Source organism: Cytobacillus sp. FSL W7-1323 (assembly GCF_038595015.1).
GTDB classification, from domain to species: Bacteria; Bacillota; Bacilli; order Bacillales; family Cytobacillaceae; genus Cytobacillus; species Cytobacillus kochii.
This window is the reverse complement of record NZ_CP151998.1, coordinates 24,631-41,045: the sequence shown is the minus strand read 5'-3', so window position 1 is coordinate 41,045 and position 16,415 is coordinate 24,631. Positions and strand designations below refer to the sequence as shown.

At 41.1% G+C, this 16,415-nt stretch carries 15 protein-coding genes, 3 rRNA genes and 1 other RNA gene; 1 reads left to right on the top strand and 18 read right to left on the bottom strand.

The features are described 5' to 3' along the window. Position 1 precedes the first annotated feature (1 nt). From MKX67_RS00205 to MKX67_RS00165, 9 genes are all read right to left on the bottom strand, one after another. Positions 2-271: a GIY-YIG nuclease family protein gene (locus MKX67_RS00205; RefSeq protein ID WP_095371300.1), complete on the bottom strand. Its 270-nt coding sequence runs from the start codon at positions 269-271 to the stop codon at positions 2-4. Next, complete coding sequence (locus MKX67_RS00200) at positions 261-1,001, bottom strand: tRNA1(Val) (adenine(37)-N6)-methyltransferase (RefSeq protein ID WP_095371301.1); 741 nt, start codon at positions 999-1,001, stop codon at positions 261-263. The genes MKX67_RS00205 and MKX67_RS00200 overlap by 11 nt, the downstream gene beginning before the upstream one ends. A gap of 144 nt (positions 1,002-1,145) precedes the next feature. Then, the gene (yabA, locus tag MKX67_RS00195; protein ID WP_095371302.1) at positions 1,146-1,502 is read right to left on the bottom strand and encodes a DNA replication initiation control protein YabA; all 357 of its coding nucleotides are present in this window, start codon (positions 1,500-1,502) and stop codon (positions 1,146-1,148) included. Positions 1,503-1,515: 13 nt separating this feature from the next. Further along, on the bottom strand, positions 1,516-2,340 hold the full coding sequence (locus MKX67_RS00190; RefSeq protein ID WP_095371303.1) for a stage 0 sporulation family protein: 825 nt from the start codon (positions 2,338-2,340) through the stop codon (positions 1,516-1,518). Continuing rightward, entirely contained in the window at positions 2,333-3,340 is a 1,008-nt protein-coding gene (holB, locus tag MKX67_RS00185) for a DNA polymerase III subunit delta' (RefSeq protein ID WP_095371304.1), read from the bottom strand. Before holB ends, MKX67_RS00190 begins: the two co-directional genes overlap by 8 nt. A 13-nt stretch (positions 3,341-3,353) precedes the next feature. Beyond that, positions 3,354-3,794: a YaaR family protein gene (locus tag MKX67_RS00180; RefSeq protein WP_095371305.1), complete on the bottom strand. Its 441-nt coding sequence runs from the start codon at positions 3,792-3,794 to the stop codon at positions 3,354-3,356. 18 nt (positions 3,795-3,812) lie between these two features. Further along, positions 3,813-4,142: a cyclic-di-AMP receptor gene (locus MKX67_RS00175; RefSeq protein WP_095371306.1), complete on the bottom strand. Its 330-nt coding sequence runs from the start codon at positions 4,140-4,142 to the stop codon at positions 3,813-3,815. 93 nt (positions 4,143-4,235) lie between these two features. Then, positions 4,236-4,874, bottom strand: coding sequence for a dTMP kinase (gene tmk / locus MKX67_RS00170; RefSeq protein WP_095371307.1), 639 nt, complete (start codon positions 4,872-4,874; stop codon positions 4,236-4,238). Continuing rightward, a complete protein-coding gene (locus MKX67_RS00165; RefSeq protein WP_322910617.1) occupies positions 4,867-6,300 on the bottom strand; it encodes an aminotransferase class I/II-fold pyridoxal phosphate-dependent enzyme in 1,434 nt (477 codons plus the stop codon). Before MKX67_RS00165 ends, tmk begins: the two co-directional genes overlap by 8 nt. A gap of 156 nt (positions 6,301-6,456) precedes the next feature. On the opposite strand from MKX67_RS00165, the gene MKX67_RS00160 reads away from it, so the two are divergent. Continuing rightward, positions 6,457-6,645: a sigma factor G inhibitor Gin gene (locus MKX67_RS00160; RefSeq protein WP_233435334.1), complete on the top strand. Its 189-nt coding sequence runs from the start codon at positions 6,457-6,459 to the stop codon at positions 6,643-6,645. A 611-nt stretch (positions 6,646-7,256) separates the two neighbouring features. Here the strand turns inward: MKX67_RS00160 and rrf are convergent. From rrf to ffs, 9 genes are all read right to left on the bottom strand, one after another. Continuing rightward, positions 7,257-7,373 (bottom strand): 5S ribosomal RNA (rrf, locus tag MKX67_RS00155). A gap of 75 nt (positions 7,374-7,448) precedes the next feature. Then, positions 7,449-10,381 (bottom strand): 23S ribosomal RNA (locus tag MKX67_RS00150). 326 nt (positions 10,382-10,707) lie between these two features. After that, a 16S ribosomal RNA gene (locus tag MKX67_RS00145) occupies positions 10,708-12,256 on the bottom strand. The 16S, 23S and 5S rRNA genes sit together here, the layout of an rRNA operon. 329 nt (positions 12,257-12,585) lie before the next feature. Beyond that, positions 12,586-12,849 carry a pro-sigmaK processing inhibitor BofA family protein gene (locus MKX67_RS00140; protein WP_095371310.1) on the bottom strand — a complete coding sequence of 88 codons (264 nt, stop codon included), beginning with the start codon at positions 12,847-12,849 and terminating at the stop codon, positions 12,586-12,588. Between the two features lie 85 nt (positions 12,850-12,934). Further along, positions 12,935-13,153, bottom strand: coding sequence for a YaaL family protein (locus MKX67_RS00135; RefSeq protein ID WP_095371311.1), 219 nt, complete (start codon positions 13,151-13,153; stop codon positions 12,935-12,937). A 15-nt stretch (positions 13,154-13,168) separates the two neighbouring features. Then, entirely contained in the window at positions 13,169-13,765 is a 597-nt protein-coding gene (gene recR, locus MKX67_RS00130) for a recombination mediator RecR (protein ID WP_095371312.1), read from the bottom strand. 165 nt (positions 13,766-13,930) lie between these two features. After that, on the bottom strand, positions 13,931-14,251 hold the full coding sequence (locus tag MKX67_RS00125; RefSeq protein ID WP_095371313.1) for a YbaB/EbfC family nucleoid-associated protein: 321 nt from the start codon (positions 14,249-14,251) through the stop codon (positions 13,931-13,933). A gap of 24 nt (positions 14,252-14,275) precedes the next feature. Then, entirely contained in the window at positions 14,276-15,973 is a 1,698-nt protein-coding gene (dnaX, locus tag MKX67_RS00120; RefSeq protein WP_095371314.1) for a DNA polymerase III subunit gamma/tau, read from the bottom strand. A gap of 131 nt (positions 15,974-16,104) precedes the next feature. After that, positions 16,105-16,370, bottom strand: an RNA gene (gene ffs / locus MKX67_RS00115) — signal recognition particle sRNA large type. Positions 16,371-16,415: the final 45 nt, after the last annotated feature.

The window sequence follows — 16,415 nt, the reverse complement described above, 5'->3', positions numbered from 1 at the left end:
CTCACCGACCTTCTTCTCTTTGGGTATTCATCCATTCAATTTTTTTCTGTCTACTCAATCGCTTAAAACGATATTCCATTTTCTGTGCATCTGACTTACTAGAAAATATTTGATGAAAAATAAGTGTTAGCGGGGCTCTTCCCCTTGTATATTTAGCGCCTTTCCCAGCATTATGCTTTTCTATCCTTTGCATAAGATTATTTGTATATCCAGCATAGAAGGTGCCGTCTTTGCATTCGAGTACGTAAAAGTAATGAGTTTCAGTCTCCATACAACATCAACCTCATTTCCTTTGTATACTCACCCGACGTCTCATAGATATACAATGGCGGCAATATTTTTAAGTCAGGTTTTCCTTTTTTAATGCCTTCCACTAGAAGCACATTCGCTTCTTTTCCTTGCTCAGGATAAACGAGTTGAATCCTTTTTGGTTCTATCTCATACTTTCTCATTAATGTCACGATATCTAACAACCTACCTGGGCGATGAACAAAAGAAACTTTCCCTCCGTGCTTAACTAGTTGACTAGCTGACTGAATTGTATCTTCTAATGTACAGAGAATCTCATGCCGAGCAATCGCATAATGCTCATTTTCATTTTTATGTTTATTGGTATCAACTGGAAAGTAAGGTGGATTGCATGTCACCACATCATACTTAGCATACCCTAATTGCCGAGCAATGCCTTTAACATCTCCCTTTACCACCTTAACTTGATTCTCTAGTTGATTATAATGAATACTTCTATTCGCCATATCAACAAGACGATCTTGTATTTCCACCCCTGTAATCATTCCTTTTGTTCTTGCGCTTAAAAACAAAGGTATCACACCATTCCCACTACATAAATCTATGATATTTCCTTTTTGTATAGGTAAGTAGGTGAATCGAGCTAATAACACGGCATCAACCGAAAATGAAAATACGGAAGGACTTTGAATAATTCTCAACCCCTCTGCTAACAAATGATCTAACCTTTCATCACCCTTTAAAATAACCATTTCTCTTCCTCCATTACTAAAAAGCACACTTCGTATCTATTTATTTTATCGGTTGAAACCCCTTAAGCCGAAGATTCCTCTACACTTAGAAAATGAAATTTATATCTTTAAAAAAACCTTCCTTGTTTAGAAGGAAGGTATCGATTATTTTTTATTTAAAAATGATAAACAGAACAAGCAATCCCCATCTTTTCTAGGACTACCAAAATGAAGATTACAAATATGGAACCCTTCTTGATATAGTCTAGCCAGGTTGTCATAGCCTTCCCCTATATCAAAGAGTTTTTCTTTCTCTGTTTCTTCCTTCTGCTGTTCATTTTTCTTTTCTCGGTCAGATGTAATCTTTAATCTTCTACGTAAATGTTCATTTTCCAACTTCAATGCGTTATTCTCTTCTAACACCTCAGCAAGATGCTGTTTCAACTCACCAAGCTGTATATATAATTGACCGATTTGCGATTCCATATTATCTACAGAGTCAAAGATTTCTTTTTTATCCAAGCATTCCACCTCATTAATCTGTGGATTGAACTGACACGGCATTCTCATTAATTTCGTCTAACGTAAATTCTAGCACTCTTTCCTGTTCCTTTAGGTTAACTTGTAGAATTCTTTCAAGTATATTTAACCCTACTACCCTTCCAGAACCCTCTGGTGTCTTCACCCATTCCCCTACATCTGGGAGCTCTTTTTTAGCTGCTTCATACTCGTCATTTTCATATTTCAAACAGCACATTAAACGACCACATAGTCCAGATATCTTCGTCGGGTTCAAAGATAAATTTTGATCTTTAGCCATTTTAATCGAAACTGGGTCAAAATCACCTAAAAAAGTGGAACAACAAAGCATTCTGCCACATGGACCTATGCCACCAAGCATCTTCGCCTCATCACGAACGCCAATTTGACGAAGTTCAATTCTTGTCCGAAAAATGGCCGCTAAATCCTTTACTAGTTCACGGAAATCCACTCTACCATCAGCAGTAAAGTAAAAGATGACCTTATTGCGGTCAAAAGTATATTCAACATCCACCAATTTCATATCTAATTGATGAGTAGTTACTTTTTCTAAACAAACTTGATAAGCTTCTTTAGCCGCTTGTCTATTCTCTTCTACAATCATACGATCCTTTTGATCAGCAATACGTAGAACTTTTTTTAAAGGTAGGACTACATCATGTTCTCCAACCTTTTTAGGAGCAATGACAACTTTACCGTATTCTACTCCTCTTACAGTCTCGACAATGACAAAGTCATCCTTTTGTATTTGAAGATCACCGGGATCAAAATAATATATTTTGCCCGCTTTTTTAAAGCGAACACCTACTACATCATACAAATGAAGATCCCTCCTGCATCTTTAACACTAACTGTTCCATTAACAGCTGCGCATTCATGTTTGCTTGCAGCTTCCTTTTTGCATCTAAAACTGCAGCCATTTGCTCTGTTAACTTTCTATTAGATGTATGAAGCGCGTGTTGTTCTAGCCAGCTTAGCTCATGCGTATAGGCGAGCCTATCACTCTTATCAAGCTGTATATATAACAAATCTTTTAATAAAAGAAGTAATAAGTCTAAACCTAAATCCAGATGTTCTTTCTCCTTAAAATGTGGAAACCACTCCTCTTGGAGAGTGACCATCGCTTGTAACGGATTTTTTTTAAGTACTTCGTATAATTTTAACACTATTTTTTGCGCTTGTACAAACCAATCATCATTACTATATGCTAAAGCATCGTCCAAATTATGGGTAATTTGCGCAAGTAATGGTGCATACTTTTCTTTCACACCATAATCTACGAATTGTTGTACTAAAAATTTTGCAGCTATTGGCTGAAATGAGATCGTTTGACATCTTGATAATATGGTAGGTAACATTCGTTGAGATTGTTCAGTCAATAAAATTGCTGTTGTATCCATATGCGGTTCTTCGAGAAATTTCAGCAAACTATTAGCTGCGTTTGTTGTCATTCGATCAGCATGAACGATAATATATACTTTTCTACTGGATTCGACGCCCCGTTTTGAAAACTCTTCCTGTAATGACCGAATCTGCTGCTTCTTTATTGATTGACCATCCGGCTCAACAAGATGTACATCCGGATGATTAAAGTGATTAATCCTTTTGCAGTTATTACATGTTTCACATGGAACATAGTTATTTATTGGAGCAGTGCAAAAAAGACTCTTTGCTAGAAGCATACCCGTATCTTTTTTTCCTGTTCCTTTCAGTCCTTCAAAAAGGTAAGCGTGGGCAAGGCGTTCCTTACTTAAACTATTTTTAAGCATCTTCAACACGACTGGCTGTAATTCTTCTATTTGATCCCATGTTTTTGTCATGCTGATCACTCACTTACGTATATAAATTTATTAATAATCCTTTGATTTCTCCGATTTTACTAAGAATATCAATGGCACTTTTCTCTTGTAAAAGTAGGTCATCGGCTAGTTGAGCAAGCTTTTCATCAATCGTTTCTACAATTTTCAATGACCTACTTTGTCCTAGTTGATTCCAACTATGGGATTGCTTAATATCCAACCCATACTCAACAGTCTCTTTCACAAAACGCTTAACCAGCATTTTGTATTTTGCTAAATCTTTAAAGCTCCTGGACTTAGCTACCCTCTGTCCAGCTGATTCTATATCACCTAAAAGCATTTGCATTTGTGTCATCTGCATTTTTTGACCACTTTTTTGCACAAGATCATTAAAACGCACTTGCGATCCAATAGGATGCTTACTGTCTTGCCTTCTATTATCTATATTAAGACGTAAATCTTGATTAATCTTCATTTATGCCTCCAAATAGGTTTAGAAGTGATGGAATTGTTCTACTGGAAGAACAAATACAGTTGCTCCACCTACTTCTACTTCAACAGGGTAAGGAATATATGAATCGGCATTACCACCCATTGGTGAAACCGGCGCAACAAGTTGCTCTCTCGATTGGCAATTATCCTTAATGACCTGTAAGCATTTGTCTACTCGAATATCTTCCGTACCAATTAAAAAGGTTGTATTACCCGACTTTAAAAATCCCCCTGTACTGGCTAATTTGGTTGCACGAAAATTATGATCTACTAATGCTTTAGATAACTTATTACTATCTTGATCTTGTATGACTGCTAATACGAGCTTCATCATACCACCCTCCTATATCTTTACTTTCTCCTATTATATCAGTTATTCTATGCACAAACAGAGATATACTGACCGAATTTTTCGCCAAGTAGCTTAATCCTTATTTTGAAGTGCTTTTCTAACAATGTCCATCGTTTGTTCAAATACTTTTTCAACAGAGGCATCGGCATTTACAGTTTGAATGCGATTAGAAGATTGCTTCCGAACAATTTCATACCCTTCATATACCTTTTGATGAAACTGTAAATCTTCTAAATCTAAACGGTTTACTTCCCTGCCCTTATTTTGATTAATTCTCTGTAACCCTCGTTCTGGTGCGATATCGAAGTACAAAGTCAATTGAGGCATGGCATTTTCAATGGCAAACTGATTGATGGACCAAACTTCCTCAATACCAATCCCTCTTGCAAATCCTTGATATGCAATAGAGCTATCAACAAATCGATCACATAGTACAATCTTACCCATTTCAAGGGCTGGTAAGACCTTTTCAACTAAATGTTGTCTTCTTGCCGCGGCATAAAGTAACGCCTCTGTTCTTGCATCCATTTTTGTATTCTTCGGATCCAGTATAACAGCCCGGATCTGTTCAGCAATAGCAATTCCACCAGGCTCTCTCGTATGTACTACATTATATCCTTCTGTTTCTAATTGTTCCTTAACCATTTCTGTAATCGTCGTTTTTCCTGCCCCGTCTGGACCTTCAATTGATATAAAGTAACCTTTAGTCATCCTTGTCCCTCGCTGTCTTATATATTTCTATGTATGATTGATTTAAGTTTTTCCTGTTTTGAATTCGTGCACCTTTATTTAAATAACCTTCCAAACTAGTGATATGCTCTTTTGTAATTCTTTCACCTTTATATATTAAAGGAATACCAGGCGGGTATGGTGTCACCATTCGTGCGCTAATTTCACCAATCGCACTTGCAAAAGGAACTGTAACAATCATTGCTCCCTCTGGTACCTCTACTAATTCTGAATGCGATGGAATTGGATTCACCTTTTCCTCTTTTTCTGCATTGGGAATGTCAGTACTAACTTCTTGCAATGCATCGATAATTTTACTGAAACGATCCTCATCGGCACACCTTAATAATGGAAGTACAAATAAAACATTTAACGGATCAGCTAACTCTGTATAAATACCTCGTTTCTCTAGCAGCTCTTGTAGTTGATAACCACTGATATGTTTAAACTGTAATCCCAGTTTCAATGGATCATCTGTTGGCATAATAGCTAGTCCAGCAATATTACTTAATTTCTCCTTCAATTCTTTTATCCGTTGGACTAAATGTTTACCATCTTCTTCTGTATATTGACTGACAAAGAATCTAGCCATATCTAATGAAGCCATAATAACATAAGATGGGCTACTGGATTGCAACATACTTAAATATTCCTGTATGCTGTCTTCATCCACCCGATCACCTTGAATATGAAGAAAGGCCCCCATTGTCAATGCTGGCAATGTTTTATGGGCAGATTGTATAACGACATCTGCTCCTAATTGTAAACTTGAGGGTGGGAAAAATCTTGTACTCGCTATAAAATGAGCACCGTGTGCTTCATCAACTAAAACTAATACTTTTTTTTCACGGCATAGTGCAATAATATCTTCTAATGGATACACTGTACCATAATAACTCGGGTAAGTAAGAATAACAGCTTTAATATCTTCATACTTACTTAATGCCTCTTCAATATGAGTATAGGAGACACCTTCATTAATGCCCCATTCCTGGTTAAATTCAGGCAGGATAAAAATGGGTTCAGCTCCAATAAGTCTCAGGCCATTTAAAATAGACTTATGACTATTCCGTTGAACAAGCACACGGTCTCCCCTTTTTAATGTGCCACAAATCATCGCTAAATTACCTACAGTAGAACCATTTATAAGAAAAAAACTTCTTTTAGCCCCGTATAAAGCGGCAAGCAAGGATTGAGCTTCTTTGATTACTTCTTCAGCGGAATGAAGATCATCAAGCCCGCTGATTTCTGTCAAATCCAATTGTAATAGTTGTCGAAAATAATCATCAACCTCATTCACTCCGGTGAGCAGACTCCCCCCTTTATGACCAGGTACATGATAATTCTCAGGCTTTCTTTTTATATGCTGTATTAATTTTTCAACTAACGGCATTTGTTTCTGATCCATTGAACGCAAATCCTTTTTATAAATTTACTGTATAGACATACACCTATTGGTGATTACAAACATAAACTGTTAACAACTCACTTATGAGAGTAAAATTCTAAATATTGTATATATTTTATCATCATTGGCTATGATTGAATGTACGGAGGTGACATTGTGAAAACGTTTAATGAAAAAACATGTGTAATCTGTGAACAATCACAATCTACTGGTATCCATTTATATACTTCTTTTATTTGTATGCAGTGTGAGGAACAAATCGTGAATACCGAAACAGATGATCCTCATTATAATTATTATGTCCAACAATTAAAAAGAGTCACTACACCTGAAATTTTATCTTAAATTCCCTTTTGCTTCTATACTTATCTTATGATTTTCTCTATTATTTTAACAAATATTAGGGAGTTTTTTTACTTTGGGAAACTATCTACAGTGTTGCTTTCGTCATACGGAGCACTATGCATAAATCAACTTCTTCAAGGAATCTGTAGGTTCAATTGTTGAAAGATAAAGAGATCGTAAAAGTCCAAATTACATTCTTGCTCTTTCTTTACTCACATGTGATGAGCTAACGAAAGTTAATTTAATGCCTTTCTAAACGAGCCAACAGTTTTCTGACTAAGATAATGCTGATTTCCAAATCCTTTATATCAATTTGCCTTACTACAAGGAACAATTTATCGTGGCAGTATTGAATCAAACCACCATAGTCATTTGCGTATCACTTGAAAGCCATATTGACCACTATTAGTATCTAAAACATTACCTCATTGGGTTATAACCAAATGAGGTTCCATTCAATCATTCATTTTTTGATCTTCTATTAAACCCTCAAACTCAATAATTTATACTTAATGTTATGATTTTCTCAATGTTATTTTTTTGGGGAGCATATATTTACTAACTCATATACACAAAAAAGAGCACATACAAATGATGTGCTCTTTTATCTTGCCCGGCAACGTCCTACTCTCACAAGGGGACAGCCCCTAACTACCATCGGCGCTGAGAAGCTTAACTTCCGTGTTCGGTATGGGAACGGGTGTGACCTTCTCGCTATCGCCACCGGACTATGAAATTGTAAGGGAATCGTTCCCTCAAAACTAGGTAATGTTGAAGAAGATATTTATTGAGTAATCGCCTGTTTGGTTAAGTCCTCGATCGATTAGTATTAGTCAGCTGCATGTGTCGCCACACTTCCACCTCTAACCTATCAACCTGATCATCTTTCAGGGATCTTACTAGCTTGCGCTATGGGAAATCTCATCTCGAGGGGGGCTTCATGCTTAGATGCTTTCAGCACTTATCCCTTCCGCACATAGCTACCCAGCGATGCCTTTGGCAAGACAACTGGTACACCAGCGGTGCGTCCATCCCGGTCCTCTCGTACTAAGGACAGCTCCTCTCAAATTTCCTGCGCCCACGACGGATAGGGACCGAACTGTCTCACGACGTTCTGAACCCAGCTCGCGTACCGCTTTAATGGGCGAACAGCCCAACCCTTGGGACCGACTACAGCCCCAGGATGCGATGAGCCGACATCGAGGTGCCAAACCTCCCCGTCGATGTGGACTCTTGGGGGAGATAAGCCTGTTATCCCCGGGGTAGCTTTTATCCGTTGAGCGATGGCCCTTCCATGCGGAACCACCGGATCACTAAGCCCGACTTTCGTCCCTGCTCGACTTGTAGGTCTCGCAGTCAAGCTCCCTTGTGCCTTTACACTCTACGAATGATTTCCAACCATTCTGAGGGAACCTTTGGGCGCCTCCGTTACTCTTTAGGAGGCGACCGCCCCAGTCAAACTGCCCACCTGACACTGTCTCCCATCCCGATAAGGGATGTGGGTTAGAATTTCAATACAGCCAGGGTAGTATCCCACCGACGCCTCCACCGAAGCTAGCGCTCCGGCTTCTAAGGCTCCTACCTATCCTGTACAAGCTGTACCAAAATTCAATATCAGGCTACAGTAAAGCTCCACGGGGTCTTTCCGTCCTGTCGCGGGTAACCTGCATCTTCACAGGTACTATAATTTCACCGAGTCTCTCGTTGAGACAGTGCCCAGATCGTTACGCCTTTCGTGCGGGTCGGAACTTACCCGACAAGGAATTTCGCTACCTTAGGACCGTTATAGTTACGGCCGCCGTTTACTGGGGCTTCGATTCAAAGCTTCGCGTGAGCTAACCTCTCCTCTTAACCTTCCAGCACCGGGCAGGCGTCAGCCCCTATACTTCGCCTTGCGGCTTCGCAGAGACCTGTGTTTTTGCTAAACAGTCGCCTGGGCCTATTCACTGCGGCTCATCAAGGCTTTAACACCCTAATGAGCACCCCTTCTCCCGAAGTTACGGGGTCATTTTGCCGAGTTCCTTAACGAGAGTTCTCTCGCTCACCTTAGGATTCTCTCCTCGCCTACCTGTGTCGGTTTGCGGTACGGGCACCTTATTCCTCGCTAGAGGCTTTTCTTGGCAGTGTGGAATCAAGAACTTCGGTACTAAATTTCCCTCGCTATCACAGCTCAAGGTATGTGACCATGGGATTTGCCTCATGGTCCCTCTAACTGCTTAGACGCACATCCAATAGTGCGCTTACCCTATCCTCCTGCGTCCCCCCATCACTCAAACAGAATACGGTGGTACAGGAATATCAACCTGTTGTCCATCGCCTACGCTTTTCAGCCTCGGCTTAGGTCCCGACTAACCCTGAGCGGACGAGCCTTCCTCAGGAAACCTTAGGCATTCGGTGGATGGGATTCTCACCCATCTTTCGCTACTCATACCGGCATTCTCACTTCTAAGCGCTCCACCAGTCCTTACGGTCTAGCTTCAACGCCCTTAGAACGCTCTCCTACCACTGAACATCAACGATGTTCAATCCACAGCTTCGGTGATACGTTTAGCCCCGGTACATTTTCGGCGCGGAGTCACTCGACCAGTGAGCTATTACGCACTCTTTAAATGGTGGCTGCTTCTAAGCCAACATCCTGGTTGTCTAAGCAACTCCACATCCTTTTCCACTTAACGTATACTTTGGGACCTTAGCTGGTGGTCTGGGCTGTTTCCCTCTTGACTACGGATCTTATCACTCGCAGTCTGACTCCCATGGATAAATCTTTGGCATTCGGAGTTTGTCTGAATTCGGTAACCCGATGAGGGCCCCTAGTCCAAACAGTGCTCTACCTCCAAGATTCTTACGCATGAGGCTAGCCCTAAAGCTATTTCGGAGAGAACCAGCTATCTCCAAGTTCGATTGGAATTTCTCCGCTACCCACACCTCATCCCCGCACTTTTCAACGTACGTGGGTTCGGGCCTCCATCCAGTGTTACCTGGACTTCACCCTGGACATGGGTAGATCACCTGGTTTCGGGTCTACGACCACATACTCATTCGCCCTATTCAGACTCGCTTTCGCTACGGCTCCGTCTGTCCAACTTAACCTCGCATGTAATCGTAACTCGCCGGTTCATTCTACAAAAGGCACGCTATCACCCATTAACGGGCTCTAACTACTTGTAGGCACACGGTTTCAGGATCTCTTTCACTCCCCTTCCGGGGTGCTTTTCACCTTTCCCTCACGGTACTGGTTCACTATCGGTCACTAGGGAGTATTTAGCCTTGGGAGATGGTCCTCCCTGCTTCCGACGGGATTTCTCGTGTCCCGCCGTACTCAGGATCCACTCTGGAGGGAACGAAGTTTCAACTACAGGGCTTTTACCTCCTATGGCGGGCCTTTCCAGACCTCTTCGTCTATCTCGTTCCTTTGTAACTCCGTATAGAATGTCCTACAACCCCAAGAGGCAAGCCTCTTGGTTTGGGCTAATCCCGTTTCGCTCGCCGCTACTCAGGGAATCGCGTTTGCTTTCTCTTCCTCCGGGTACTTAGATGTTTCAGTTCCCCGGGTCTGCCTTCCATACCCTATGTATTCAGGTATGGATCCTATCCCATAACGGATAGGGGGTTTCCCCATTCGGAAATCTCCGGATCAAAGCTTACTTACAGCTCCCCGAAGCATATCGGTGTTAGTCCCGTCCTTCATCGGCTCCTAGTGCCAAGGCATTCACCGTGCGCCCTTATTAACTTAACCATTGTTCGGCTTGCGATAAGCTACGCATTTCGGCGTCAGCTCACTCGTCAACATCCTCATGTGCACAAGACGCACACTCCGGTGTTTCCTCGCTCGCTTCCTTGAACTGCTTGCTTCTCACAACCCTCTCGGTTGTGTTTATTAAAAAAAGTTTAGTATTTTAAATCAATCTATAATATATAGAGAGAAAAATAACTAAGGTGGCGATTACTCGGTAATCTTCTTCATTACATTATCTAGTTTTCAAAGAACGATTGAATTGAGAGATTATACTCTCAAAACTGAACGAACAGTCTAACATCAAGTTAATTCCGTATATTCCTTAGAAAGGAGGTGATCCAGCCGCACCTTCCGATACGGCTACCTTGTTACGACTTCACCCCAATCATCTGTCCCACCTTAGGCGGCTGGCTCCAAAAGGTTACCCCACCGACTTCGGGTGTTACAAACTCTCGTGGTGTGACGGGCGGTGTGTACAAGGCCCGGGAACGTATTCACCGCGGCATGCTGATCCGCGATTACTAGCGATTCCGGCTTCATGTAGGCGAGTTGCAGCCTACAATCCGAACTGAGAATGGTTTTATGGGATTGGCTAAACCTCGCGGTCTTGCAGCCCTTTGTACCATCCATTGTAGCACGTGTGTAGCCCAGGTCATAAGGGGCATGATGATTTGACGTCATCCCCACCTTCCTCCGGTTTGTCACCGGCAGTCACCTTAGAGTGCCCAACTAAATGCTGGCAACTAAGATCAAGGGTTGCGCTCGTTGCGGGACTTAACCCAACATCTCACGACACGAGCTGACGACAACCATGCACCACCTGTCACTCTGTCCCCCGAAGGGGAAAGTCCTATCTCTAGGATTGTCAGAGGATGTCAAGACCTGGTAAGGTTCTTCGCGTTGCTTCGAATTAAACCACATGCTCCACCGCTTGTGCGGGCCCCCGTCAATTCCTTTGAGTTTCAACCTTGCGGTCGTACTCCCCAGGCGGAGTGCTTAATGCGTTTGCTGCAGCACTAAAGGGCGGAAACCCTCTAACACTTAGCACTCATCGTTTACGGCGTGGACTACCAGGGTATCTAATCCTGTTTGCTCCCCACGCTTTCGCGCCTCAGCGTCAGTTACAGACCAGAAAGTCGCCTTCGCCACTGGTGTTCCTCCAAATCTCTACGCATTTCACCGCTACACTTGGAATTCCACTTTCCTCTTCTGCACTCAAGTTCCCCAGTTTCCAATGACCCTCCACGGTTGAGCCGTGGGCTTTCACATCAGACTTAAGGAACCGCCTGCGCGCGCTTTACGCCCAATAATTCCGGACAACGCTTGCCACCTACGTATTACCGCGGCTGCTGGCACGTAGTTAGCCGTGGCTTTCTGGTTAGGTACCGTCAAGGTACCGGCAGTTACTCCGATACTTGTTCTTCCCTAACAACAGAGTTTTACGATCCGAAAACCTTCATCACTCACGCGGCGTTGCTCCGTCAGACTTTCGTCCATTGCGGAAGATTCCCTACTGCTGCCTCCCGTAGGAGTCTGGGCCGTGTCTCAGTCCCAGTGTGGCCGATCACCCTCTCAGGTCGGCTACGCATCGTCGCCTTGGTGAGCCGTTACCTCACCAACTAGCTAATGCGCCGCGGGCCCATCTGTAAGTGATAGCAGAACCATCTTTCAATCTAATTATATGTATAAATAGATATTATCCGGTATTAGCCCCGGTTTCCCGGAGTTATCCCAGTCTTACAGGCAGGTTGCCCACGTGTTACTCACCCGTCCGCCGCTAATCTTTGGGAGCAAGCTCCCTCAGATTCGCTCGACTTGCATGTATTAGGCACGCCGCCAGCGTTCGTCCTGAGCCAGGATCAAACTCTCCAATAAAGTGTTTGATTAGCTCATTTGCACCTATGGTGCTTTGTTGCTGATAAATCAGCTTTTTTAGAATTACGCTTGACGTTTTACGTTCGTTCAGTTTTCAAAGAACAATCTCATTCGCTTCAGAAGCGACTTTACTAATATATCATCCTACGCATTATATGTCAATGCTTTTTTAAAAAAGTTTTTTCTTTAAAGTTTTAAAGGATGTTGTGTCGTTGTGACGACTCTTAATATATTATCAGCATTATATTAATATGTCAACAATATTTTAAAAGAAAAAATCAGTTACTAGAAATACGTAACTGATTACCTATTCCATTATACTTTGACACTTATATGACATACATTTCTATTGCCACTAGCGCGCATATACCCGGCACACCTAATATCCCACTAATGGCTACAGTAGCTATATTAATAGGCAAATGAATACCAAATTGATTTCCTACTGTATTTAGTACAAATAATAAGAGTGCACCAATGATTACTTTTATAAGGCCTTGTCCAATCCACTTAATTGGTCGAAACGAGGCACCTGCTACTAATAGAAAGAGAATGAGAATACCTAACCCTGAGATAATCCAAACTGGCTCCAAATAAAAAACCCCCTCTATTTAAGGAAACTTGTACAACCAATGTATGAACAAGCACCTAAAAAAAGACCTTGAGGAGGTATAAAAATTAATATCGAACACTAACGTTTCTTTTTTTTGCTTCCTTGAACAGATAAAAATATTTTGCCTCAGCAAGCTTAGCTTCACTAATTGCTTCTGCTGAAGGATCAAAACTTTTTTCAATTAGAGATTTTTGATTCTTCCATTCATCCTTTAATTCTTTTAACTGATCTAATAACTTCTCATCATATTCCTTACGAAGCCATCCTTTTTTACGAAAGAACATCGCATACACCTCTCACTATACTTCTCTTCTTCCCTCTAAAGCTTTTGAAAGTGTTACTTCATCAGCATATTCAAGGTCTCCTCCTACTGGTAATCCGTGAGCTATGCGGCTCGCCTTAATACCAGAAGGTTTAATGAGACGAGAAATATACATTGCTGTTGCCTCGCCCTCAATATTAGGATTGGTAGCCAAGATGACTTCTTGGACGGTTTCATCCTGTAATCGTTTTAACAAATCGGGAATATTAATATCTTCTGGGCCGATACCATCCATTGGCGAAATAACACCATGCAAAACATGGTACAAACCATTAAACTCCTTCATTTTTTCCATGGCGATAACGTCTTTAGGGTCTTGCACAACACATATGACTGATCGATCTCTCCTTTGGTCTTCACATATATAACAAGGATCCTGATCTGTTATATGGCCACACACAGAACAATAAGATAGATTTCTCTTCGCATTCACTAATGCCTTAGCAAAATCTAGTACAGTGTCTTCTTTCATACTTAATACAAAAAAGGCCAACCGAGCGGCTGTTTTCGGTCCGATTCCTGGAAGCTTCATAAAACTATCAATCAGTTTTGATATCGGTTCAGGATAATGCATATCTGTCTCCCCCTCTTTCATCAAAGACGAGAGCATTTGACCGAGAGACGTTTAACAACAAACTCTTTCTCATATAACTCTTCTCTTTGACTCCTAGTCTGATAGTGAATGCTTTAAAAAACGCCGCTCAGGAAAACCAGCGGCGCTTCTTTTCGTTTATCCGTATTAAAACATCCCTGGCAAGTTCATACCTTTTGTGAATTGCCCCATTGTATTATTTGTTAATTCATCACATTTTTTAATCGCGTCATTTGTTGCTGCTAACACTAAATCTTGAAGCATTTCGATATCTTCAGGATCAACAACTTCCTCTTTAATATTTACTTCTAAAACTTCTTTATGACCAGAAACAATGACAGTTACCATGCCACCGCCAGCTGTTCCTTCAATTCTTTCTTCTCCTAATTCTTCTTGCGCTTGCGCCATTTTCTTTTGCATTTTTTGCATTTGCTTCATCATATTTTGCATATTACCCATACCACGCATAGTTCCTTACCTCCTAATATTTATTTAATCTTTAATTTCAATAAGATCTTCACCAAATAATTTCATTGCCTCAGATACAACAGGATCTTCTTCCTCATTTCCCATATCCTCTGCTGTATCATCTCCATTCGCCTTTTGATACTGAAGAAATGATTGGCGAATGGACTGCCATTGTTCATCTGGTAAACCTAAGACCTGAAACCTCTTTCCGCTTAGTTCAAACAAAGATTGCGTTAGGGTTTCAATAAATTTATGATTCTCCATCGCCATTTGACAATGAATTTCATATTTGAATTTTATAATAAAAACTTGATCAGATGCAGCAACAGGCTCTGCTTCGTTTAGTAATGCTGCTTGTGAGCGCATTTGATTGTGTACGAGGCGTTCTAACATTTCACCCCAATGACTTTTGACCATCATTAAGTCCTGTTTTGTTGCCTGCTTCAACACCTCATTTATTCGACCTACAGGCGCTTGATATCCTTTTTTAGATACACGCTGTGGCTTTTTCGCTTGAGGTGCTACTGATTCTTCTGATACTTTAACACCTTGCGCTTTTATTTGTGATAACTCTTTTTCTAATTGATCAATCCGTGTAATTAATGGTTGAACATCTTCAGCACTTTGCCCTTTAATTTGTTCTTGCTGACAAAGTTTCACAATTGCTACTTCTAAAAAAATTCTTGGATGATTCGTCCAGCGCATCTCTTGCTGTGTTTTATTTAATTGTTCGATCAAGTGATAAATTTGTTCTTGTGACACCTTTTCTGCTAACTCAATGAATGTTTCTTCTAAAAGAACTCTTTCCATCGATTCTTCAAGATTAGGTGCTGCTTTATATAATAGCATATCTCTATAATAAAGAATAAAATCTTCTACAAATCGTGTAGGATCTTTCCCTTGAAAAAGAAGTTCGCCTAATATTTCTAAGCCGTTAGCTGCATCATGATCAACGATAGCTGTTGCTAACTGATTAAGGAAACCTTGGGAAACAGCACCTGTAACAGCTAGAGCATCATCAACTGTTACACTCTCATCACTAAATGAAATTGCTTGATCCAATAAACTCAAGGCATCACGCATACCACCCTCAGCAGCTCTGGCAATAATTTGTAGTGCTTGGGTATCACAATGGACACCACTTTCATCTATAATCATTTGCATACGATTCACAATCGAAGTCGCAGTAATTCTTTTAAAATCAAAGCGCTGACATCTAGAAATGATTGTTAGTGGAATCTTATGCGGCTCTGTCGTTGCTAATATAAAAATAACATGCTGGGGTGGTTCTTCTAATGTTTTTAGGAGCGCATTGAATGCTCCCATTGACAACATATGCACCTCATCAACAATATAAACTTTATACTTAACCGCACTTGGTGCATATTTCACTTTATCTCTTATATCTCTAATCTCTTCTACACCATTATTAGATGCGGCATCAATCTCAATGACATCTGGTATGGACCCATCAGTAATCCCTTTACACGCATCACATTCATTACATGGTTCATTAATTGGTGCTCTTTCACAGTTTACGGCCTTAGCTAAAATTTTCGCCGCACTCGTTTTACCGGTTCCTCTTGGTCCAGTAAAAAGATAAGCATGCGAAATTTTTTCCTGAAGCAGGGCGTTTTGCAATGTTTTTGTTACATGCTCTTGCCCTACTACATCAAGAAATGTTTGTGGGCGCCATACACGATACAATGCTTGATAACTCAATTGGCACGCCCCCTTCTTTTAGTGTCGTATTTATTATAACGTATCTATTTTCTATTTTACAAAAAAGGATAGGAAAAAAACAAAAAACTCATTCTTGAAGAATGAGTTTTATAATTATATGTATATAACTGCCGTGCACCTATCTTCGACTGACGCCCATAAGCGTTACTTTAGCAGTTAGCTCAGCTCAGGCAACCCTGCGGCACATGAGAGAGTCCACTTAATGCTGCTTCCTTCCGGACCTGACATGGTTCATGGGTTCCCATTGCGCAGGACCCAAGCGTCAACACCACTTACTAAAGGCAGACCCTACAGGACATCAGCCTCAGAATAGGAATTCAGTCTCGCTAGAGCGGATTGCGAGTACAGGACACCGCTACCTTCCCACCTAGCACGGCAAAATTGATACCAATATTTAAGTTGCGTCATTTCGACGCATATT

Excerpts from the sequence above, each read along its gene's own strand:
- MKX67_RS00205 (WP_095371300.1), bottom strand. The coding sequence starts at position 271 with ATGGAGACTGAAACTCATTACTTTTACGTACTCGAATGCAAAGACGGC.
- MKX67_RS00200 (WP_095371301.1), bottom strand. The coding sequence starts at position 1,001 with ATGGTTATTTTAAAGGGTGATGAAAGGTTAGATCATTTGTTAGCAGAG.
- holB (WP_095371304.1), bottom strand. The coding sequence starts at position 3,340 with ATGACAAAAACATGGGATCAAATAGAAGAATTACAGCCAGTCGTGTTG.
- MKX67_RS00180 (WP_095371305.1), bottom strand. The coding sequence starts at position 3,794 with ATGAAGATTAATCAAGATTTACGTCTTAATATAGATAATAGAAGGCAA.
- MKX67_RS00175 (WP_095371306.1), bottom strand. The coding sequence starts at position 4,142 with ATGAAGCTCGTATTAGCAGTCATACAAGATCAAGATAGTAATAAGTTA.
- tmk (WP_095371307.1), bottom strand. The coding sequence starts at position 4,874 with ATGACTAAAGGTTACTTTATATCAATTGAAGGTCCAGACGGGGCAGGA.
- MKX67_RS00165 (WP_322910617.1), bottom strand. The coding sequence starts at position 6,300 with ATGGATCAGAAACAAATGCCGTTAGTTGAAAAATTAATACAGCATATA.
- MKX67_RS00135 (WP_095371311.1), bottom strand. The coding sequence starts at position 13,153 with ATGTTCTTTCGTAAAAAAGGATGGCTTCGTAAGGAATATGATGAGAAG.
- recR (WP_095371312.1), bottom strand. The coding sequence starts at position 13,765 with ATGCATTATCCTGAACCGATATCAAAACTGATTGATAGTTTTATGAAG.
- MKX67_RS00125 (WP_095371313.1), bottom strand. The coding sequence starts at position 14,251 with ATGCGTGGTATGGGTAATATGCAAAATATGATGAAGCAAATGCAAAAA.